At 68.6% G+C, this 20,683-nt stretch carries 22 protein-coding genes; 4 read left to right on the forward strand and 18 right to left on the reverse strand.

What is annotated here, in order from left to right; translation table 11 throughout:
* The 7 genes from ACP7BP_RS00005 to ACP7BP_RS00035 form a co-directional block, all read right to left on the reverse strand.
* Nucleotides 1-3,011 (reverse strand): DUF7507 domain-containing protein (locus ACP7BP_RS00005; RefSeq protein ID WP_426241289.1); only part of this gene is annotated, 3,011 nt, incomplete at its 3' end.
* A gap of 321 nt (nucleotides 3,012-3,332) precedes the next feature.
* Complete coding sequence (locus ACP7BP_RS00010) at nucleotides 3,333-3,851, reverse strand: gluconokinase (protein ID WP_426241291.1); 519 nt, start codon at nucleotides 3,849-3,851, stop codon at nucleotides 3,333-3,335.
* Nucleotides 3,848-5,251: a GntP family permease gene (locus tag ACP7BP_RS00015; RefSeq protein ID WP_426241292.1), complete on the reverse strand. Its 1,404-nt coding sequence runs from the start codon at nucleotides 5,249-5,251 to the stop codon at nucleotides 3,848-3,850. The genes ACP7BP_RS00010 and ACP7BP_RS00015 overlap by 4 nt, the downstream gene beginning before the upstream one ends.
* Before the next feature lie 113 nt (nucleotides 5,252-5,364).
* Nucleotides 5,365-6,483 carry a peptide chain release factor 2 gene (prfB, locus tag ACP7BP_RS00020; protein ID WP_426241294.1) on the reverse strand — a complete coding sequence of 373 codons (1,119 nt, stop codon included), beginning with the start codon at nucleotides 6,481-6,483 and terminating at the stop codon, nucleotides 5,365-5,367.
* Between the two features lie 81 nt (nucleotides 6,484-6,564).
* Complete coding sequence (locus tag ACP7BP_RS00025) at nucleotides 6,565-6,933, reverse strand: nuclear transport factor 2 family protein (RefSeq protein WP_426241296.1); 369 nt, start codon at nucleotides 6,931-6,933, stop codon at nucleotides 6,565-6,567.
* An 11-nt stretch (nucleotides 6,934-6,944) separates the two neighbouring features.
* Nucleotides 6,945-7,403, reverse strand: a complete 459-nt coding sequence (locus ACP7BP_RS00030) for an SRPBCC family protein (protein ID WP_426241298.1) — start codon at nucleotides 7,401-7,403, stop codon at nucleotides 6,945-6,947.
* The gene (locus tag ACP7BP_RS00035) at nucleotides 7,396-7,743 is read right to left on the reverse strand and encodes an ArsR/SmtB family transcription factor (RefSeq protein WP_426241300.1); all 348 of its coding nucleotides are present in this window, start codon (nucleotides 7,741-7,743) and stop codon (nucleotides 7,396-7,398) included. Before ACP7BP_RS00035 ends, ACP7BP_RS00030 begins: the two co-directional genes overlap by 8 nt.
* Before the next feature lie 475 nt (nucleotides 7,744-8,218).
* Here ACP7BP_RS00035 and ACP7BP_RS00040 point away from each other — a divergent pair, with 475 nt between their 5' ends.
* Complete coding sequence (locus tag ACP7BP_RS00040; protein ID WP_426241302.1) at nucleotides 8,219-8,347, forward strand: hypothetical protein; 129 nt, start codon at nucleotides 8,219-8,221, stop codon at nucleotides 8,345-8,347.
* Nucleotides 8,348-8,359: 12 nt separating this feature from the next.
* Here the strand turns inward: ACP7BP_RS00040 and ACP7BP_RS00045 are convergent, their stop codons facing one another.
* From ACP7BP_RS00045 to ACP7BP_RS00055, 3 genes are all read right to left on the reverse strand, one after another.
* Complete coding sequence (locus tag ACP7BP_RS00045) at nucleotides 8,360-9,721, reverse strand: helix-turn-helix domain-containing protein (protein ID WP_426241304.1); 1,362 nt, start codon at nucleotides 9,719-9,721, stop codon at nucleotides 8,360-8,362.
* Nucleotides 9,722-9,885: 164 nt separating this feature from the next.
* Nucleotides 9,886-10,611 carry an ANTAR domain-containing protein gene (locus ACP7BP_RS00050; protein WP_426241306.1) on the reverse strand — a complete coding sequence of 242 codons (726 nt, stop codon included), beginning with the start codon at nucleotides 10,609-10,611 and terminating at the stop codon, nucleotides 9,886-9,888.
* A 37-nt stretch (nucleotides 10,612-10,648) separates the two neighbouring features.
* Nucleotides 10,649-10,786 carry a hypothetical protein gene (locus ACP7BP_RS00055; protein ID WP_426241308.1) on the reverse strand — a complete coding sequence of 46 codons (138 nt, stop codon included), beginning with the start codon at nucleotides 10,784-10,786 and terminating at the stop codon, nucleotides 10,649-10,651.
* Between the two features lie 644 nt (nucleotides 10,787-11,430).
* On the opposite strand from ACP7BP_RS00055, the gene ACP7BP_RS00060 reads away from it, so the two are divergent.
* Nucleotides 11,431-12,624 (forward strand): hypothetical protein, encoded by a 1,194-nt coding sequence (locus tag ACP7BP_RS00060; protein ID WP_426241309.1) that lies wholly within the window; start codon nucleotides 11,431-11,433, stop codon nucleotides 12,622-12,624.
* Nucleotides 12,625-12,719: 95 nt separating this feature from the next.
* Here ACP7BP_RS00060 and ACP7BP_RS00065 read toward each other — a convergent pair whose 3' ends face one another.
* The 8 genes from ACP7BP_RS00065 to ACP7BP_RS00100 all read right to left on the reverse strand — a co-directional run bounded on the left by ACP7BP_RS00065 (nucleotide 12,720) and on the right by ACP7BP_RS00100 (nucleotide 18,617).
* A complete protein-coding gene (locus ACP7BP_RS00065; protein WP_426241311.1) occupies nucleotides 12,720-13,187 on the reverse strand; it encodes a Tad domain-containing protein in 468 nt (155 codons plus the stop codon).
* A complete protein-coding gene (locus ACP7BP_RS00070; protein WP_426241313.1) occupies nucleotides 13,144-13,650 on the reverse strand; it encodes a TadE/TadG family type IV pilus assembly protein in 507 nt (168 codons plus the stop codon). The genes ACP7BP_RS00065 and ACP7BP_RS00070 overlap by 44 nt, the downstream gene beginning before the upstream one ends.
* Nucleotides 13,647-14,051 (reverse strand): TadE/TadG family type IV pilus assembly protein, encoded by a 405-nt coding sequence (locus tag ACP7BP_RS00075; protein ID WP_426241314.1) that lies wholly within the window; start codon nucleotides 14,049-14,051, stop codon nucleotides 13,647-13,649. Before ACP7BP_RS00075 ends, ACP7BP_RS00070 begins: the two co-directional genes overlap by 4 nt.
* 2 nt (nucleotides 14,052-14,053) lie before the next feature.
* Nucleotides 14,054-14,260, reverse strand: a complete 207-nt coding sequence (locus tag ACP7BP_RS00080) for a hypothetical protein (RefSeq protein WP_426241316.1) — start codon at nucleotides 14,258-14,260, stop codon at nucleotides 14,054-14,056.
* Nucleotides 14,261-14,288: 28 nt separating this feature from the next.
* Nucleotides 14,289-15,230: a type II secretion system F family protein gene (locus ACP7BP_RS00085; protein WP_426241317.1), complete on the reverse strand. Its 942-nt coding sequence runs from the start codon at nucleotides 15,228-15,230 to the stop codon at nucleotides 14,289-14,291.
* A complete protein-coding gene (locus tag ACP7BP_RS00090) occupies nucleotides 15,227-16,081 on the reverse strand; it encodes a type II secretion system F family protein (protein ID WP_426241319.1) in 855 nt (284 codons plus the stop codon). Before ACP7BP_RS00090 ends, ACP7BP_RS00085 begins: the two co-directional genes overlap by 4 nt.
* The gene (locus tag ACP7BP_RS00095) at nucleotides 16,081-17,346 is read right to left on the reverse strand and encodes a CpaF family protein (protein ID WP_426241321.1); all 1,266 of its coding nucleotides are present in this window, start codon (nucleotides 17,344-17,346) and stop codon (nucleotides 16,081-16,083) included. Before ACP7BP_RS00095 ends, ACP7BP_RS00090 begins: the two co-directional genes overlap by 1 nt.
* A 233-nt stretch (nucleotides 17,347-17,579) precedes the next feature.
* The gene (locus tag ACP7BP_RS00100) at nucleotides 17,580-18,617 is read right to left on the reverse strand and encodes an AraC family transcriptional regulator (protein WP_426241323.1); all 1,038 of its coding nucleotides are present in this window, start codon (nucleotides 18,615-18,617) and stop codon (nucleotides 17,580-17,582) included.
* A gap of 279 nt (nucleotides 18,618-18,896) precedes the next feature.
* Between ACP7BP_RS00100 and ACP7BP_RS00105 the strand changes: the two genes are divergently transcribed.
* Entirely contained in the window at nucleotides 18,897-20,120 is a 1,224-nt protein-coding gene (locus ACP7BP_RS00105; RefSeq protein ID WP_426241325.1) for an acyl-CoA dehydrogenase family protein, read from the forward strand.
* 8 nt (nucleotides 20,121-20,128) lie between these two features.
* Nucleotides 20,129-20,665, forward strand: a complete 537-nt coding sequence (locus tag ACP7BP_RS00110; protein ID WP_426241326.1) for a flavin reductase family protein — start codon at nucleotides 20,129-20,131, stop codon at nucleotides 20,663-20,665.
* Nucleotides 20,666-20,683 lie beyond the last annotated feature (18 nt).

Consider the following 20,683-nt stretch of genomic DNA (forward strand, 5'->3'; position numbering starts at 1 on the left):
TGCAACGGGGTCCCCGGCAGCGGGTCGGAGTCCTTGCGGGTCACATAGTTGGTGATCTCCCGACCGGCCGGGTCACAGTTGATCGTCGGCTTGACCGGAGCAGCATCCGCCGGGGTGTCCGCGGTCGCACACGCGGTGTTCACCAACGTGCCCGTCGCATCGCCGGGGATCACCGAGGAGAACTCGTGGCTCTGGGACTGACCCGGCGCCAACGTGTCCACGTGGAACGACCCCTGAGAGAACTTGTCGTCCTTGATGTTCAGGTTCCTCAACGTGCCCTGCCCGGTGTTCGTGATCACGATCCGGTAGTTCACCGTGTCACCCAGCTTGAACGCCGGGTAGTCCGCCACATCGTTCGCGTCACGCCACACACCCTGCGCGTCCTGCACGAACTTCTTCAGGTTCGCCGAGTAGAACGCCGCCACCGACATCGGCGCCGAGGTCCGCATCACCAACCGGGTGTGCTCCGCACGACCCTGCGCACGGTTCACGTACCGGTTGCCGCCCTTGGCCCCGTCGGTCGCGATGTGCACCCGGAACTGCTGGGTCGCACCCGGCGCCAGCGCCGGACCGATCACCCGGACCGCCGTCGGCTTCGCCGGCTTGGTCGTCGACCACAGCGCCGAGGGTGTGTTCGCACCGCCGTTGGCCGCCGCGTTCGGGTCGTCCGACAGCGTCGCCGGGTCGGCGGCGGTGTAGTAGACCGTCTGCCCGTCGAGCACCTCCACCTGTGCGAGTGCGTAGCTCCCCGCAAAGTCCGTTCCGCGCCGGTCACCCTTGTACGGAAGGATGTCGATCACGTCCGTGTACGCCTGCGGCAACGGGTCGACCGACCGCACCGTCACCGTCCACGACCCCTCACCCTTACCCGAACCATCCAGGTTCGGGATGAACGGCGTGTCGGTCGTCTTCGAGATCTGGGTGAACCCGTTCGTCTCGACCGTCACCTGCGCCGACGCTGGACCTGAGGTCTCCGTGCCCAGCGAGGCGGTGACGACGTTCGTCAGCGCCTGACCCGGGGTGACACTGCCGCCGGGGACCGCCTGGTAGGTCAGCGGGTGCTGGACGTTGGTGGTCACCCCGTCGAGATTCCACGTGAGGACCTGGTGACCGTCGCCGGCGTCGGTGGTGATCGTCGGCTCGGGGTTGGCGGATCCAGCGGTGTAGGTCATGCCGATCGGCAGGTGGTCGACGATCGTGTAGTCATCCACCGTGGCGGCGACGCCCGAGCCGTTGGCGGAGTAGGTGAGGGTATAGCTCACCGATTCCCCAGGGCGTACGACGCCGCGGTCGACGGTCTTCTGGACCGCCGGGTAGGCCCCGATCACGCGGACCTTGTCGCGTCCACCAGTGGTGTAGGGGTAGCGGGAACCAGGCGTTGGTGTGATGTCGAAGACGCTGGAGCCAGCGGGGCTGGTGTCGTGGGGGCTGTAGTCCCAGAAGCCGTTGATCATGTAGGAGCCGAACGTCCAGACGTCCTGACCGATCGAGGTCGTGGGGTTGATGGTGGTGAAGGTCTGCATGAAGATGTTGCGGCTGTCCGCGCCGTCGGCCGGTGCGGTCCAACGGACGCCCTTGACCAGGCTCTTGTCGGCCGGCTCGACGTTGGTCCACCCCACGGAGCCTCCACAGTCGGTGAACGCGTCGGGGTTGTAGCTGCCGCTTCCGGGGGTCATGAGGGGGTCGTTGCCGACGTAGTAGGCGTAGGTGCCGTAGCCGGGCAGATAGGCACTCCCCGAGCTGTTCGTGCCGTAGAGCGCGACATGGTCGTAGGTGACGAACTGGGTGTCCAGCGGCACACACAACCCCATGGTCGTTCCGGGCGGAGGGTTCTGGGCGCCGATCGTGATGTTGCTGGAGGAGATGATCGTCGCTCCGGCCGGCTCGGTGTAGCTGTTGTCCCACGGCGACCCGCCACGCGGGCGACCGTATGAGTGCGACCAGGTGCCAGGCAGCACGACCGCCCGGGACGAGACGTTGTTGGCCGCGTCGTCCTGGTCGGTGAGTCCGGTGGTCGCGGTGTAGACCGGCTCGTCGGAGTCCAACGTCACCGAGATGTTCTGGGCGAGCGGGCCTGCCTTCAGCCAGATCGACCCGGTCGCGACAGCAGTGCGGTCGACCGGCAGCGGCTGACCGGCGGAGTCGCGGGTAGGTGCCTGCGCCCGGGAGTAGTCGATCCCCGTCAGCGTCATGCGGAAGGTCGTCGGACCGGTCTGGGTCAGCAGACACTGGTCAACGAAGGGAGCCTGCTGGTTCGCGGCACCGACGCCGACGGTGTAGGGGTGTCCCGCGGCCACCCCGGTTGTGAACGGCGTACACGGCTGGTTGTACGGCGCTGCGGGCTCGCGCTGGCCGAGCTCGAGCGGCTGACCCTGCGGTGAGGTGATGGTGAGGTCGTACGTCACCTGGTCGGGGCCGTCGTCACTGCCGTTCTCCAGGAACAGCGTCCACTCGAAGTCGAAGTACTGCGAGTTGCCAGGCGTGGCGGAGGCCTGGGCGCTCGACGCGGTCTCCCACCTCATGTCCATGCCGAAGCCGTTCTGGATCGGGATCTCCGGCAGCGGCACCGTGAGCCCGTTGAAGGAACCGGTCGCCACGACGTTCGACCCGGTCGGACCGTCCACCACGATCGCGGTCTGCAGCACCGCAGCGGTGCCTTCGCGCATCGAGCCGAGGTTGCACACCAGTGTCCTCTTGTCCGCGGACAGGCTCGACTGCGGCGTGAACGCACCGCCGGTCAGACACACCGAGGGCAGCTGGGTGAAGTGGCCGTTCTCCAGCGTGACCGTGGCATGGACGTTGTCGACCAGCTCGTTGGTCGGTGCCGGGAGGTCGCTGTTGACGTTGAGTCGCCACACTGCGGTGACCACGTCGCCCTTTCCGGCGAACGGGTCCGGCACTCCGGGCTGACCTGGAGTCCCGGGCTCCCACTGGCCGTCCAGCTCATAGACGGGTGCAGCTGAGGCCGGTCCGCTGGCGCCAAGGGCGAGTACGCCGACTCCGAGGATCAAGGTGAGTAGGCCGAGCAGAATACGGCGGGCAAGCGACGAGCCCCGAGCCGTGGTTGCCGACGGTTGAGGTGGTCCCGCGGGGTGCGCCGAGGTCGTCATGAGAATTCTCCTGGGAGAGCGGACAGAGAGCCCGGGACAGCCCCGGACAACCATTCGCGCACAGCGTGCGTCGCGCACCGGGTGAAACAGATGGGGTTCGAGTGATTCCGGTCCTCCGACGGTCCCCGGACGGTCCTCGAGTGGTCCTGCGGCGGTCCTCCTCCGGTCCCGGCTAGAGCAGCAGTCGACGTGATCGCCGAGCCGGCAGCGGCCGAGCGGCGGTCAGGCCAGTCCGAGCCGAAGCAGCACCTGACCGGCGATCAGCTCGGGCGGGTCCGCGATGTCGGCGACCATGCCCGACTCGTCGGGCTGCAGCGGCTCGAGCGTGTCGAGCTGCGACTCCAGCAACGACGGCGGCATGAAGTGCTCCCGCGACCCCATGCGCTGCAGCATCAGCCCCTTGTCGCCGTGCAGGTGGACGAAGTAGGTGTGCTCCCCACCGGTGCGCAGGATGTCGCGGTAGGCGCGGCGCAGCGCCGAGCAGGCCACGATCGTCGAGCGACCGGCGCGATCGTGCTCACGGGTCCACGCGGCCAGCGACTCCAGCCAGGGCCAGCGGTCCTCGTCGTTGAGCGGCCGGCCGGCAGCCATCTTGTCGATGTTGGCCTGGGGGTGGAAGTCGTCGCCTTCGGCGAACGCCCATCCCAGGCGCTCGTTGACGGCTTGCGCCGCCGTCGACTTCCCCGAGCCGGAGACACCCATGAAGACCAGGTGCCGGACCGGCTGCGCCCCCGCGCTCATGGCGTGGCGTACCAGAGGATGAGTGACAGCATGAAGATCGTCAGGCCCAGCGTGGTCTCCATCAGCGTCCAGGTCCGCAGCGTGGTCTTCACGTCCATCCCGAAGAACCTGCTGACCAGCCAGAAGCCGGAGTCGTTGACGTGCGAGAGGACCGTGGCGCCGGCCGCGATCGCCAGCACCATGGCGACCAGGTCGATCGACGACAGGTCGGCGGACGCAGCACCGGCACTGAGCAGACCGGCCGTCGTGGTGAGGGCGACGGTCGCCGAACCCTGAGCAACGCGGAGCAGGGTCGCGATGAAGAACGCCGAGATGATCAGGGGCAGCCCGAGGTCGGCCAGCGAGTCCGACAGCGCCTCGCCGATGCCGCTGTGTCGGAGCACGCCGCCGAACATGCCGCCGGCGCCGGTGATGAGGATGATCGCGCAGATCGGCCCGAGGGCGTCGTTGAGGATCGTCTCGACCTGGGCGGCCGAGCGGCCCTTGGTGCCGAGCGCGTACGTCGCGAAGAGCAGGGTGATCAGCAGCGCGATGGGGGTCTGGCCGATGAAGACCAGCGCGTCGATCCAGGTGGCCTCCTCCAGGGTGCCGCCCTGCACGAGCGTGGTGAGCACGGTGTTGAAGGCGATCAGCAGCAGGGGCAGCAGGAGGACGAAGAGGACCAGCCCGAAGCTGGGGAGCGGGCCGGGGCGCTCGTCCGCCTTCTCCTCCTCCCCCGCCTTGCGACCGGTGAGAAGGCTGTCGTCGATCGGCACGTCGATCTTGCCGCCGTAGTAGCGCGTGAAGAGGAAGACGCCGACATACCAGGAGATGACCGCGACCGGCGTGCCGATCAGGAGGGTGAGGCCGATGCTGGCGTCCAGCTCTGCGGCCGCGGTGACCGGGCCGGGGTGCGGCGGCACGATCGCGTGCATGGCCGCAAAGGCACCGGCCGCCGGCAGCGCGTAGATGAGCACCGAGCCGCCGAACCGCTTGGCGACGGAGAAGATGATCGGCAGGAAGACCACCAGACCGGCGTCGAAGAAGATCGGGAAGCCGAAGAGCAGCGCGGCGACGCCGAGCGCGAAGGGCGCCCGCTTCTCGCCGAAGGCGTTGATGAGTGTGTCGGCGAGCACCTGGGCGCCGCCGGTCACCTCCAGCAGCCGCCCGATCATCGCCCCGAGCCCGACGAGCAGCGCGACGGTGCCGAGCGTCTTCCCGAAGAAGTACGTCGTCACGAAGGCGACATCGGAGAGCGGGATCTGCGTCGCCAGCGCAGTGAGCACGCTGACGAGGACCAGCGCGACGAACGCGTGCATCCTCAAGCGGATGATGAGGAAGAGCAGCACCAGGACCGCGACCGCAGCGATGGCGAGCAGGATTCCGGCGCCGTACGCCGGGGCGATCGGTGTGGGATCCACGCATACCTCCGAGGGTGTGACGTTCGTCACCAGACCCTAGGGCACTGCGGACACTGAGGCACGGAGCAACGCCCTGAGGCGCCAGCAGCGTCGAGCGGACCGCGGCGGTCTGCCTAGTTGGACTCGGCCTTCTCCGCGCCCCGGCGCCAGCGGATGCCCGCCTCGAGGAAGGGGTCGATGTCGCCGTCGAAGACCGCGCTGGGGTTGCCGCTCTCGTAGCCGGTGCGCAGGTCCTTGACGATCTGGTAGGGGTTCAGCACGTAGTTGCGCATCTGGTCGCCCCACGATGCCTGGACGTCGCCGCGCAGCCCGTCGAGGTGGGCCTTCTCCTCGGCCTTCTTGAGCGCGAGCAGCTTGGCCTTGAGGACCACCATGGCGCTGGCCTTGTTCTGCAGCTGGCTCTTCTCGTTCTGGCAGGAGACGACGGTGCCGGTGGGGATGTGGGTCAGTCGCACCGCGGAGTCGGTGGTGTTGACCGACTGCCCGCCCGGACCGCCGGAGCGGTAGACGTCGACGCGGATCTCCTCGTCGGGGATGTCGATCTCGTCGGTCTGCTCCAGCACCGGCACCACCTCGACCGCCGCGAAGCTGGTCTGCCGGCGGCCCTGGTTGTCGAAGGGGCTGATCCGCACCAGGCGGTGCGTTCCGGCCTCGACCGAGAGCGTGCCGTAGGCGTAGGGCGCGTGGATCGCGAACGTCGCGGACTTGAGGCCCGCCTCCTCGGCGTACGACGTCTCGTAGACCTCGACGGGGTAGCTGTGCTGCTCGGCCCAGCGCGTGTACATCCGCATCAGCATCTCGGCGAAGTCGGCGGCATCCACTCCCCCGGCTCCCGCCCGGATGCTCACCAGCGCCTCGCGGACGTCGTACTCGCCGTTGAGCAGGGTACGGATCTCGAGCGACTCGACGGACTTCTTGATCCGCAGGAGCTCCTTCTCGGAGTCCTCGAGCGTGCCGGCGTCGCCCTCCTCGGTGGCCATCTCGACCATGAGGGCGAGGTCCTCGATGCGGCCGTCGAGGCTGAGGAACCGGTCGAGCTCGCCCTGCAGCATCGAGAGACGCCCGGTGACGCGGGTGGCGTTGTCCTGGTTGTCCCACAGGTCAGGGGCGGCAACCTGCTCGCCGAGGTCGGCGATCTCGGCGCGCATGGCGTCGAGGTCCAGGACCTGACCGATGGTCTTCATGGTCGCCTGAAGCGTCTTGATCTCTGCGTCGAAGTCGGTGGCTGCCACAAGGGGCAACAGTACGGCGGGGCTGGGTGACGTGTCGAAAGAGTGCGGCGCACGGCCCGGCACCCTTCACGACCCCGTCGCCTACTGGTGCTGCGGTGGGGCGAAGGACAGGCGGTCGAAGACGAGCACGCTCTCCGTGATGACTCCCTCACGGAGGGTGAAGTACTCCGCGGCGGGCGCGGTGGTCGTCACCGCCGTGTGCGGGTAGTAGAACAACGCCACCCGGTCGTCGTCCGCGAAGCTCACCGCGTCACTCAAGCCGATGAGCTTGGGAGCGAAACCGGCGAGGAAGCCGCGGTAGGCCGCCTTGCCCACCAGGTCGCCCCCGGGTGCATGACACACGACGTCATCGGCCACGAGGGTCATGGCCTGATCGATGTCGCCGCCGGTCCAGGCGCGGTGGTACTCCCGCACCGTGTCGAGCGAGGTCGAACCGGTTGTCTGCGTCATGGAGTGCTCCTTCACGATGGTGTTCGGTGGTCGGCTCGGTCTTCGAGGGGCACCCAGTCGTCGTGACCGGCGCCGCCTTCACGGGTCGTGCAGCGCAGACGCATCAAGAAGTGTGTCCAGCCGTCGGCGTGACCGTCGAGCTTGGCGTCCGGCAGGTCGGCATGGGTCAGCTCGACCCGGGTGCCGTGCCGGATCGGGACGAGGGTGAACTCGACAGTGGAGGCGCCCGGTGGAAGATCCGCGCTGCCGACCACACCCCAGGAGACGACCACCCGATGCGGCCGTTCAACCTCCAGGTACTCGCCACGGACCGCGTGCCCGGCGATGTCGACCGCGAACCCGCCACCCGGACGCGCATCCAGGACGGCATGCTGTCCCATCCATGCCGTCAGACCGGCCTCGGTCACCAGATAGTCGAATACGACGCCCGGCTCGGCGTCGATGTCGATCGACGTGGCGAACTCAGCCATCGCGCCGTCCGTCCTGGGCTTCGATCGCGGTCTTGAGGGCAGCGAGCTTCGCCGGCCAGAACTCATCCAGGTACGACCGCACCGCCATCAGACCGTCGGTGTCCACCGCGAACAGGTGTCGGGTTCCCTCGCGCGTGCTGCGGGCCAGTCCCGCAGCGCGCAGCACGCCGAGGTGATGGGACGCCGTCTGCTGGGACAGCCCCACCTCCTCGGCGATCTGCCCCACGGGCCGCGGACCCGCGCGCACCACGGCAAGGATGGCTCGGCGGTTGGCGTCCGCCAGCGCACGCAGCGCCTGGTCGAGATCGGGATCGGCCGCTGCGGGGCTCGAGGAGGACATGCCGGTGAGGCTATCACAAACGCTCGTTTGTACTCATGGTGGCGCGTGCTCGGAATCACCGCGACCACGCTCGAGTACGGCGTCGATCCGCCGCCCCGCGTCGTCGCCGGACTAGACCAGCCGGGGCACAGGCCTCTCACTGCGTGGTATTCGACCCTCGCCCGTCGGTAGCGCCACCCACGCGGACAGGGCGGCAACCGGCGTCCGGAGCGTTGCTGAGAGCCCAGCTTCACGTCTGCAGACGCCCGGACAGCGCTCGACCCCGCTAGAGATCCGGGGGGGTGGGCTCTCCAGCGGGGTCGATGCGGTTTCTCTGTGCCGCGTCTGGGGCAAGCACCGCCAAATGGGGGGGTCGGCTGTGCATTCATGCCTCGAACGCGTTATGCCGCTATCCTGCCACATGCCTTGCCAAAATGTGACAGATTCTTGTCACAGCCAAATTTCCCCCGATGCCGGGGGCCAGAAAGGAAACATCATGAGCCCCACGCGCAGGATCCTCGTCGGAGTCGTCGCAACCCTGTCCCTGCTCGGCATCGGTGGAGCGGTCACCGCCGCGACGCCGGACGCCCCGACTACGGTCTCCGCAAACCGCTGGTGCTGCTGACGACTCGTTGTCTCAGCGCGTCGTCGCCGGAGTCATGCGGCGCGACGAAGGAGCCACCAGCCCGGTCGCCGCTGCTGCCCGTCGGTAGGCGTCGAGTGCGGCCGCAGGTTCACTCACGCTCTCGAGGAGCCCGGCCAGCTCGAACCACAGCTGGGCAGCCGCCCGGTCAGCACCCATGCCGCTGAGAAGCAACACCGCCTCCTGGAAATGGCTGCGAGCAGTGTCAAGCGCGTCCTCGTGCACCGCGATCTGACCGAGCAGCGCGAACGCGTCAGCCGCAAGGATCGGCATGCTGGAGCGAACTACGGTCGCGGTCTCACTGGCCTGGCGACGAGCGCCGTCCACGTCGCCGAGCAGGAAGCGCGCACGTGCCTGCGCGATCCGGTTGTCAGCCAGGTCTGCCGGCCCGGCACCGGTGAAGGCCAGCTCGTCAGCAGCGTGTGTCAGAAGCTCGAGGGCCTCCTGGGGCTCGGGCGGGTCGAGCCGCAGCTGCAGGATGCCCAAATGGGTGCGAAGCCGCGCGATGTTGCGCGCGTCCTCAGTGGCCTCGATGACGGCCAGGGCACGGCGGGTCATCGGCAGTGCGGCGGAGGCGTTGCCGCGCATGGACTCGATGACCGAGCTGTTCCAGTACGCCATGGCCTTGGCCACCGGTGACGCCACCGCCTCCGCGCGGTCGATCGCGCGCTGGCACAGGCGCGCGGCGTACGCCGCGTCGCCCTGCTCGTAGTAGGCAGCGGCGACGGTGAGGCTGAGCCGGATCGCCTCGTCGAGCCCGTCCAGCTCGTACTCCTCGATGTGGCGGGTTCCCTGAGTTCCGACCTCGATCGCGCGCCCGAGCTCGCCCGACTCCCGGTAGCAGCGGCTCAGTGCGGTCAGGCCGTCGATCCAGTCCAGGTCCGGCGGCGACGCCTCGGCCAGGTCCTCGAGCACGAGGATCGCCTCCTGCAGGTCGCCGGTCGCCTCAAGCGCGCTCGCGCGGACGTAGCCGGCGCTGCGACGCAGCTCGGCGAGGTCCTCGACCGCCGGGTCCACCAGGATCCGGCCGACGATCTCGAGCGTCTCATCAGGCGAGCCCGTGGCGAGCGCCAGCTCCGCGTGGTCAAGCTGGAGCCGGAGCTCGGCGATGCGATCGGGCGCGACACCCAGCAGCAGCTCGTCGACGGTGACGGCGAGCCGATCAGCGATCACGGCCATCAGACCGGTGTCCGGACGGCGCTGCCCACTCTCGATCCGGGAGACGTAGCCGACGGAGACCGCATCACCGGCCACCTGGGACTGGGTCAGCCCTGCGCGCAGGCGCGCGGTTCGGATCCGTTCGCCCAAAACGGCGGAATCGATCGTTCGAAGCAGGTCAACAAGGTCGTCGCGCATGCCTCCATTGTGACCGAAGATGACAAAAGTTTGTCATCTTCGGGAAGGATCAACCTTCTGTCGGCCTGATGGCCGCGGCACGGAGGCCGCCTCGCCGGCCAGACACGCTGGCCGAAGCCCCAGAACGATGCAAGCGCCTGTGTCGCCGCGCCGAACTCACCTTGTTACGGCGGCCGGTCGCTGTCGCGGTGCCGTTCGATGCGCTGCAACACCTCTGCTGCGACGTCGGCGAGCCGGCGGCGGGACGCGCGTGCCCGGGAGCGGAGGAGCTGGAAAGCCTCAGAGGGGCTCGTGCCCTCCAATTGGGCGACGGCACCCTTGGCCTGCTCGATCACGATCCGGCTGTTCAGCGCCCCTTGGAGCTGCTCAGTCACGGCTTCGGCTCGCCTGAGGTCGCGCTCCTGGAGGAGGGCGATCGTCGCGATGTCGGCGAGCGACTGTACGACCCGCACCTCCTCGGGGGTGAACTGGACCCCTGCGCGGCCGAACAGGTTGAGTGCGCCGATAGCCCGATCACGCAGCCGCATGGGGAAGGCGTGCACCGAGTGAAACCCGGCGGCGATCGCGGCCGGGGCGAACACCGGCCAGCGATCGCCAGCTGAGGTGAGGTCGGCGTTGACGACGGGTGCTCGGCTGAGGTAGCAGTCCAGACATGGGCCTTCATGGGCCTGCAGTTGCAAGAGCTCGAGCATCCTGCCGGACTCGTTGGATGAGGCGACGCACTGCAACTGGCCGTCAACGTCGGCCAGGAGAAGGCCCACCGCGTCGGAACCGCTGATGGACGCGGCGTGCCCGGTGAGGTGATGGAGGAAGTCGATGACATCGAAGTCGTCGACCAGAGTGTCGGCAACCTCGACGAATACGTCGGTGAGTCGTTCGATGGAGATCATGGCTGACTGTCCTCTCTCGGGTGCGCCCGGGCAGTCGTCATGAGTCGTCCCCGCGGTGGGAGAGTGGGAGGCGACCCTCGATGACCTCCACGGCCACATCGAGGCGGGTGCCGCTGGGCTGGGCGTAGGGACGACGTGCACGCGCCGAGGGGTCGGTGACGGATACGACGGCCACGAGGTCGCCACCTGGCACTCGAGCGATCGCTGAGCGCTTGGCCCAGGGGCTCGCCGAAGCTGCCCGATACGGCCGGCGCAGCCAGCCGACGCTGCGGCGCACGTAGGAGCACAGCAAGTGGGCGACGTTCGAAAGCGCCCATGCGCGATCGTCGCACGGGAGTCGCGGGTCCTGCTCGTCGAGACCGATGACGCGGCCTCCGTCCACGGAGCTCGGGCGCTCGGGCGTCGCGCCTGACTTCTCAGCGTAGCCGTCTCCGAGGCAGTCCGCGCCCGCCAATTTCCACGGACGAGGACGCGACGTCGACGACATACCCCGCGCACGCGTATATCAGGCTCTCGCTGATTACACATCCCCGAATCAGGTGGCGGACGCTCGGTTTGTCATTTCGCGGAACGCTGTGGTCGTGTGGTGGCGCCACAATCGTGGCGCTACCCCGGACTTCGGTGGCGGAACGTTCGCAACCCGAGCCGGGATTTCTCATTTCCTCCGCAAGGCCTCCGGGTCGCTGTCTCGCGCCGTCATCTGGTCTCTGACACAGAGGAAACCTCCCCCATATGCACGACAGACATCGTGATGGCCTGAACGAGGGCCCTAGCACCAGCAGCACATCGAACGAGCGCAGCAACATGAAGAGAGGGTCGGTGTCTCAGCCCACCGGCCCGGCGCGCCAGAGCGCCAAGCGGGGCTACCTGCTCTCGCTGATCGCCGTGATCGTGGCAGCACTGGCGATCCTCGCCCCGGCGCAGGCAAGTCCCGGTGGCGACGCCCCTGGATCGTCCCTCACGAACGAGGACGACCTCCAAGCACGAGTGGCGGCGCTGGAAGGTCGCGTGGATGCGCTGGAGGGCCACCCGGCCCCTGCCCCGACCCCGACGCCCACGCCGCCTCCCACCCCAGCTCCGTCTCCGACCCCGACTCCGGCCCCGACTCCGGCCCCCACGCCGACCCCCAGTCCGACTCCGGCGCCGGCTCCCCCGCCGCCGGCTGACGGCCTCCGCGGCTGGCAGCTCAACGCTTCCAACGTCGGGCTCGCTCCGCACGGCCTTTCGTGCTCGAGCCTCCCGGCGTACACCGGGCCGGCCAAGCCCGCCAGGGGCGCGCGCCTCACGCGCGTGCGGGTGACCGTGCCTCTCGACCTCTCGAACGGCGACATCATCGTCGACCAGTCGTGCATGCGGCCGACCAGTGTCGGATACCACAACAGCTTCCTGGTCACCACGACCGTCTGCGGGTCCAGCTGCTCGGCCAGCGCCGTCGGAAACGTCATCATCCGTGACTCCGAGATCGACGCCAGTGCTATGCCCGCGTCGTCGATCGCTCGTTCGTGCGCGTTCCTCGGCGTCGGGACCCTGCAGCGCAACTACATGCACGGCATGGGCTCGGGCATCTGCTTCTTCGAGACGGGCACGGTGCACAACGCACTGGCCGAGAAGAACTACGTGACCGGCCTGCGCTCCTCGGGCGACTCACACAACGAGGCCGCGACCATCCGCGACTTCCGCAAGAACGCGGGCGACACCCGCACGGTGAAGTTCGTCGACAACCGTCTCGACGCCTCGGGTGGCAACACCACCGGCGGATTGTTCATCCAGCCGACGTGGATCGCGATCTACAACGTGACGTTGACCGGCAACTACTTCGAAGGACAGGGCTACAACCTGTACATCGAGACGGCCGGCGGAACGTACGGCAACGTCCGCGCGATCAACAACCGCTTCCGCTCCACCGGCTGGGGCCCGCTCGCCACACGGGGCCCGGGCTGGAATGAGTTCCGGGAGAACTACAAGTTCGACTCGTCGAAGCCTGATGCCAAGGGGTCGTTGGTCACCCCCTGAGCCAGGCTCCACCAACGCCACCCGGGCGGGGTCCCTCCCCGCCCGGGTGGGCTCCTGTGGCCAGCAGGCGCAGAGCTTCAAGTCCGCCGTTGCGATCAGCGCAGGACCGTGACGGCGGCGGTGCCGGTGGCGCCGATCTGGGGCTGGTCGGGAGAGCCGGGGATGGTGAGCGGGAGCTCCAGCGGTGCGGTGAGCTGCACAGTGACCTTGGCCGCGACCTCATCGACGTGGGAGCGGTGAGTCATGCCGGGATACTTGAGAAAGGCGCCGGAGTCTCTCAGGTACGCCGCCACCGCGCGGTCGACCTGGCTCTCGATCTGGTCGAGGCGGTCGGCTGGGATGCCGTGCTCGTAAGTGCCGACGGACCCGAGATCGGCACCGCGGAGGGCCGCGCCGTCCGCCAGGGTGTCGAGGCCCTGGCGCTGGAGGTAGGCGGCGGAGGCGTCCACGACGACCGCGATGCCCATCATGAGCACCATCGCGAAGCCCACGATGAGGGGGATGGTGGAGCCGCGTTCGTCAGGGAGTCTCGTCCGGTTCGTCGGTGGGTTTCGGTTCGCCATCTTGGTCCTCCTCCCCACTCGCGGTCCCGGACTGGACGTACTGACCGATCGGCACCCGATGCGTGGCCGAGAGAGCGAAGCTCGGTCGGTCGCCACCGATGATCTCGGGCAGGAGGGGGAGGTCCACGCCCGAGGTGACCGTGACGGTGACCACCGACGTGCCCTGGTGGCACGGCGGACCTGGGTCACACGAGGAGACGACCTTTGCGACCATCCCCGGAGATCCCTGGTCCTTCAGCGTCAGGTCGGCCACTGCCTGTGCGCGTGCCCTGCCCTCCTGATCGTTGGGCGCCAGCGCGTAGGCGCGCCCGGCGGCGCGGGCCGCGGCGCTGACCGCGAAGGCACCACGCTGCACCTCGAACACCGAGAGGACGATCCAGAGCAGCGGAACGATCAGGATGATCCCGAGCCACACGAACTCGACCAGTCCACTGCCTCGCTCGTCCCGCCGTCGGCGCGTCATGAGCCGCCCTCCGGACCTTGCTCGATGATCGCGTTGCCGGACACGCTGAGCCGCACGCCGGGCCCACCGAGCCCGAGAGCCGGCACCTCGGCCCTGATGGTCACCCGATAGGCGGGTGCGCCGCCGATGTCGACTCTCTCGATGCTGATGTCCTCGGCGAACTTTCCGGACACGGCTCCCTCGATCTGCTCCCGAGTCCTCTGATGCCCAGCCGCCTCCGTCGCGCCCCACGTCGCGGCGTACCGCGCGCCCTCGGCTGCCGCGGAGGCCAGGGTGTTGCGGACGTGCATCACCAGCGCCACCTGGAGTACGCCCAGGAAGAGCGGCAGCAGCAGGATCAGGACGAAGACGAAGTCGACGACCGCCGATCCGCGCTCTCCTGAGCGAGCGCGATGCCCCACGACTACTTCACGGAGTTCAGCGCGTTGACGAGCATCTCCTTGAGCTGCGGGCCCGCGACGGTGATCAGGCCGGCGACGATCGCCGCCGTCATGACCGTGATCATCACCCAGCCCGGCACGTCACCTCGCTCGTCTCGCTCGCGCGGCGCGGTGACGGCCGCGTGGAGACAGAGATAGCCGCGCAGCAGGGCGGCGGTGAGGTCGTTCATGGTTCCCCCTAGGTGTCCGGTCGGTGGTTCACGGTGTGGTCAGGCTGAGGCCGATGGCGCCGGGATAGAACGCGAAGACGATGGTGATGGGCAGCACCAGGAAGACCACCGGCGCCATCATGAAGACCTCCTTGCGCGCGCCGGTCTCGATCAGCTCGCGACGGCCGGCCTCGCGCACGTCGGCTGCCTGGGCGTGCAGCACGTCGGCCAGCGGGGTGCCGCGTTCGACGGCTACAGCGACCCCGCTGGCGAACCTGGCCACGAGCGGCAGCCCGGTGGAGGCGGCGAGCCCGTCGAAGGCCGTGCTCACCGGCTCACCGGTGCGCACCTTGGCCAACACGTCGGCGAGGTCGGCCGAGAGCTCGCCGTTGCTGCGGCGTACGACGCGGTCCAAGGCGGCGACCGGGCTCTCCCCCGCTGCCACGGCCAGGGCCAGGAGCTCGGCTACCGTGGGGAACTCGGCGACGATCTGGCGCTCGCGGCCGGTGGCCTGGCTCGACAGCCGGTTGTCGCGAGCGATGACGCCCGCGGCGAAGCCGAGTCCGCAGATGACCAGCGCGAGCACCGGGTTGATCCCGCCGCCGAGCACCTTGAGCAGGCCGTAGGCGGCGCCGACGCCGAAGCCCACCAGTCCCCAGACGACCTGTTCGATGCGGAACTCGTGCACGGTCTTGTCGATGCGAGCACGCTGGAGCCGCCGCTCGATCGACCGGGCACCGCCCAGGACCTTCTCGACCAGGTCGGCGGCCGACCTGATGACGGGGCCGAAGACGCCGGCGACGGCTGCGGACGGCGAGGACGACACGACGCGCAGTGCGGGCACCCGGCCGACCTGCGGCAGGTCGCGCACGTAGGGCAGGACCCGGATGGCGAGCTGGGTACGGCGGATGACCAGCACCCGGGAGGCGACCAGCAGCAGACCACCGGCGAAGGAGCCGCCGACGACCACCCCCCAGAACGCGGGCGTCACCGCAGGATCCTCTGCTCCACCGGCAACCGGCCGATGCGCATCATGATCGTGTAGGCGACCACGCAGATCACGCCGCCGATGCCGAGCACCAACGCACCCCCGACAGTCGCATAGCGACGGATGACGTCGCCCTGGAACAACATGAACAGCAACACCACCCACGGGGCGGCGACCGCGAGCCGCGCGCCGTTGACGGTCCAGGCCTGCCGCGACTCGAGCTCGGAGCGGGTGCGAGCCTCGTCACGCAGATAGACCGACAGGTTGCGCAGGAGCCGGCCGAGCTCACCGCCGCCCACCTCCCGGGCGATGCGGAGGCCTTCGATGACCCGGTCGCCGACCGGATCGGCGAGACGCTGCTTGAGCCGCTCGAGCGACTCGTCGAAGCGGCCGGACACCTGGTAGTCGAGCGCGAACTGGTCGAAGTCGGGCCGCAGTGGCTCGGGGCCGTTGGTCGCCAGCGCAGACACCGCCTCGGGCAGCGACAGGCCGGCCCGGACGCCGGACGCGAGGTTGTCGACCGCATCGGGCCAGACCTCGGCGAACTCGGCCTGGCGCTTGCGCGCCCGCGCCTTGAGCACGCCGACGGGCAGGTAGCCGGCCATCAGCGCGAAGCACAGGGCGACCGGTGCTGCCCGGGTCACCGCCTGCACGACGACGAAGGCGATCACGGCCAGCACCGCGCAGAGCGCTGTCAGGCTCGTCGGCGAGACGTCGCCGAGACCGGCTCGGGCCAGCAGCTGTTCCGTGCGGCCTCCGCGCCGGTCGGGCGCCTTGGGCTGGCGCGGCAGGAAGAACGCCGACCAGATCAGCAGGGCGCCGATGCCGAAGCCCAGCCCCACCAGTGCACCCATCAGCGGCCACCCTCCAGGATCCGGTGGACGTCGATGCCGAGCCGCTCGAACCTCTCGAGCCGATGCGGCATGCCGCCGGCCCATCGAAGCTCGCCGTGCGTGCGGGTGAAGATCGACTCGATCTCGATGGTGTCGCCCTCGACCCGGCCCGGAACCGCGACGATCTCGTTGGTACGGCGTACGCCGGTGGTGTCGATGCCCAGGTGCACGACGATGTCGACCGACGCGGCGACCGTCGGCACCACGAAACGGGCCGAGATGTTCTCGCCGGCCAGCAGCGGCAGCGTGCACATCTTGACCAGTGCCTCCCGGGCGCTGTTGGCGTGCAGGGTGCACATCCCGGGGAGGCCGGCGTTGAGCGCGAGCAGAAGGTCGAGGCACTCCTCGGCGCGCACCTCGCCGACGATCACGCGGCTCGGCCGCATGCGCAGGGCTTCCTTGACCAGGTCGCGCAGCGCCACCTCACCAGTGCCCTCCAGGCCGGCCTGCCGGGTCTGCATCGGCACCCAGTCGGGATGCGGGAAGCGGAGCTCGAAGACCTCCTCGGCACTGATCACCCGGTCGCCGCCCGGGATGGCGGCGGCGAGGCAGTTGAGCATCGTGGTCTTGCCCGCCTGTGTGCCGCCGGCGACGAGGATGTTGAGCCCGGCGCGCACGCAGGCCTCGAGGAACGCAGCCGCGGACGGGGTCAGGCTGCCCAGCTCCACCAGCTGGTTGAGCTGGGCGGCCTGGAGCCGGAACTTGCGGATGTTGACGGCGGAGAAGCCACGGCTGATGCCTTCGAGTACGACGTGCAGCCGGTGGCCCTCGGGGAGCATGGCGTCGACGAAGGGCTGGCTGATGTCGATGCGGCGTCCGCTCGTCTTGAGCATCCGCTCGACCAGCTCGCGGACCAGCGCCGGAGAGAGCACCAGGTTGGTCAGCTCGTGGCGGCCGTTGCGAGCCACGAAGACCCGGCTCGGGTCGTTGATCCAGACCTCCTCGACGCTCGGGTCGTCGAGGAACGGCTGCAGCGGACCGAACCCCGCCACCCGGGCGACGAGCTCGCCCACCACCGCGTCGCCGTCGGGCACCGGCGCCACCGCGCCGGTCAGCGACCGCTCGTCGTGGTCGCGCACCACGCGTTCGGCGATACGGCGGACGAGATGGGCCTCCCGCTGAGGGTCGACGCCCTCGCTGCGCACGATCGAGCGCACCTGCCCGTCGAGCTCCTCGATCAGCTCGACATGTGCGCCATGGCCGGCGCCGGCGTGCGTCAAAGTCATGAGGTCCCCGTCCCGAGTGAGGTTCGGCCACAAATTACGCGAACCTCGGGCGCGACGACACCGGGTGACCGCCGGCTGTGGAAAACCTTTACCTTCCACGACTGCGGCAGGCGGCCGTTGACTCTGCTCGGATTGACCCCAACCTCGCTATGCACTCATCCACTGTGCTGCGCGTCTTCACCCTGATCTGCGGAGGGGAGCGACCCGCGTATCAGGCCGACGTCCAGACGACGTCAGAGCCGGGCGATGGTTGCGGAGGGGAGTTCCCCGAACCGTTCCTGGTACAAGGTGGCGAACCTGCCCAGGTTCGTGAACCCCCAGTGGTAGGCCACCTCGGAGACTCGGCCGCGACCGAGCTGAAGATCCTCATGCGCCCGTTCCAGACGAACCTGCCGTAGATAGGCCATCGGGCTGACGCCCATGTGCTTGTGGAACGACGCCTGCAGCGACCTGGCAGACACACCTGCGGCGCGGGCGAGGTCGGAAACCGTGTACGGCGACTCGGGCGCTCGCTGGACCAGCTCGACGACCTGCGCCACCTCCCGGTTGGAGATGGTCTGCGCCTCTGCGTTGAGCTCCTCGGAGTAGGAGTGCCGCTGTGCCATCACCAGATCAGTGAGCAGGCTGCGTTCGAGAAGCTCGACCACCGACCCCTTGTGCCCAGCGCGGGCAGCATGAGCATGCTGGAGCAAGGTCGTGAGGAGCGAGGTCCAGCGCAGACCCGCGCCCCTGTCGAGGGGGAATCCGAGGTCGAACTCGATAGGCCGGGTGACAGAGTGGCCGAGCAGGCCCGCAAGCTCTGTCTCCACGGCGTTGCGGTTGAGCTTGATGCAGAGCTGGGTGGCGTCGGGCTCCCACCGCGCAAGCATGGTGTGCGCTCCCGGGCTGAAGACGGCAGCCTCGCGGGGTGAGGCGGAGATGCGCTGATCGCCCCACCCGGACAAGACGATCCCCCGCAGCGGCACATTGACGTGGTACCCCGTGAGGTCACCCGGGTCGACTCGGGCGGCCGCACCGAACCGCACATGAGCGATGGTCATGTGGCGCAGGTGCAGGGCAGAGAGAGCCGGACCGACCAAGGCCGGGTGCTGATCGAGCGGCTCGACGCTCGCTGGGTAGAAGTGTGAGTTCAGTACGTCGCGGAACTGGTCGAAGTCGGCCCCGGCGACCTCGTTGGTCGCCGTGAAGATCTCTCGGACGACCCCGGACAGAGACCCGTCTGAGGGGAGGGCAGGCACGGCCGGGGAGGCCACGTCCTGATCCCAGTCCATCTCACAATCCCTCACTGATGCCAGCCCTGCCCATGCTATCCGCCACACCCAGTGGACACCGGATTCGACTCAAAGCCGCGATGACCTGCGGCGACGTACTGTCTGTCGGCAGCCCTCGATCGTCCGCGACACGGCTCTTCCGTCTCAGACGCCTACCGATCGCCCTGCTCGCGAATCGTCCAGCCGCCTTCGCACACCGGCTAGTGACCCACGGCACCCCAACTTAGCGTCGTGAGTGGTGGCAATCACAGCCACCCACTCACAGACGAAGGAGTCGCAATGACGGATCTGATGGAGGGGGCCTCCGCCCTGGAGGCCGAGAAGGTTGGCGCCGGTGTCGACGTCGACACTGAGCTCGTCGCGCGCGCCACTGCGCTGGTTCCGCTGATCCGCGAGCACGCAGCGGAGACCTCCGAGGCACGACGAGTCGTCCCCGAGGTGATGACCGCGATCGAGGACGCAGGCCTTCTGAACCTGTTCGTGCCCCAGCGCTACGGCGGCCACGGCGCCAACATGGCGACCACCGTGCAGGTCCTCGCCGAGATCTCGCGCGGGGACGGCTCGACCGGGTGGGCGACCTCGCTGCTCAACGTCTGCACGTGGTTCGCGACCACGTTCTCGGAGAAGGCCCAGGAAGAGATCTTCGGCGCCAACCCAGGTGCCAAGGTGTGTGGCATCTTCACCCCCGGCAGCAAGTCCGAGCGGGTCGAGGGTGGCTACCTGGTCACTGGCCGGTGGCCGTACAGCTCGGGCTCGTTCGCCGCAGACTGGGCGACGCTGGGAATCGGCATCGACGTCGCCGAAGGGGAGGACCCACGAGCGCTGGCGGCCATCCCGGCGAGTGCCTGGACGATCGATCCCACGTGGTACGTGACCGGCATGAAGGGCTCGGGGTCTGACACGATCGTCGTCGAGGACCACTTCGTGCCCGACCACATGGTGCAGCGTTTCCCGGACATGCGGGAAGCCAACTTCCTGACGCCGTACTCCGGTGACCAGAACTCGCACATGGCGTTCATCCCGGTCGCGGCCCTCATCCTGGTCGCCCCTCAGCTGGGGCTCGCCCGGCACGCGCTGGAGCGCACCCGGAGCAGCCTGCCGGACAAGCCCGTCGCGTACTCGGTCTACACGGCGGCGAAGAACTCCCCGACCCACCAGATCGGCGTCGCCAACGCCGCGACGAAGTTCCACATCGCCGAGCTGCTCACGAAGCAAGCGTGCCTGGACATCGACGCCAACGCCGCCGAGGGCCAGCTGCCCACGATGGAGGTCCGAGGCCGCATCCGTAACGACACCGGCGTGGTCGCCGAGCTGGTGAAGGACGGCATCGACGCCCTGTTGACAGCCAACGGTGCCGGCTCGTTCGCCGACGCCAACACGATGAGCCGGATCTGGCGCGACGTGGAGATCGCTGGTCGGCACGCCTACGTCAGCCCGGAGGTCGGCAAGGAGGTCTACGGCAAGCTCCTGCTCGGCAACAACGACCTCACGATGGACTTGTGAGGCATGCCATGAGCCAGAGCACGTTGACCCGAAGCACCGCCAGCGAGGACGCCATGACGAGCTACGACGCCGCGGACCCTGCCAACCCAGCCAACCTGCGACACGTCCTGAGCCATGTGCCCACCAGCGTCGTGGTCGTGACCGCCATGGCACGCGGGGTCCCGGTCGGTCTGACTGTGGGTTCGTTCAGCTCCGTCTCGCTCGATCCCCCTCTGGTCAACTTCTTCATCGACCTGAAGTCGAAGACGTGGCTGAAGCTCAATGAGGCGAACACGTTCACGGTGAACGTCTTGGGCAAGGACCACGAGCACCTCTGCCGCGCCTTCAGCCGGCCGGCCGCCGACCGCTTCGACGGCGTCGACTGGACCCCGTCGCCCTCGGGGGACCCAGTGCTGCGCGAGGCCACCGTGGCCCTGGAGTGCAGCCGCTACAAGATCGACATCCTCGGCGACCACGTCCAGGTCGTCGGCCGGGTCCGCGCCATGCAGGCACAGGCTCCTGACCTGCCGTTGGTCTTCTACCGCGGCGCCTTCCTCGAGCTCTGACCAGCTGACTCCCACTAG

The organism is Nocardioides sp. LHG3406-4, from assembly GCF_049897745.1.
Lineage (GTDB): Bacteria > Actinomycetota > Actinomycetes > Propionibacteriales > Nocardioidaceae > Nocardioides.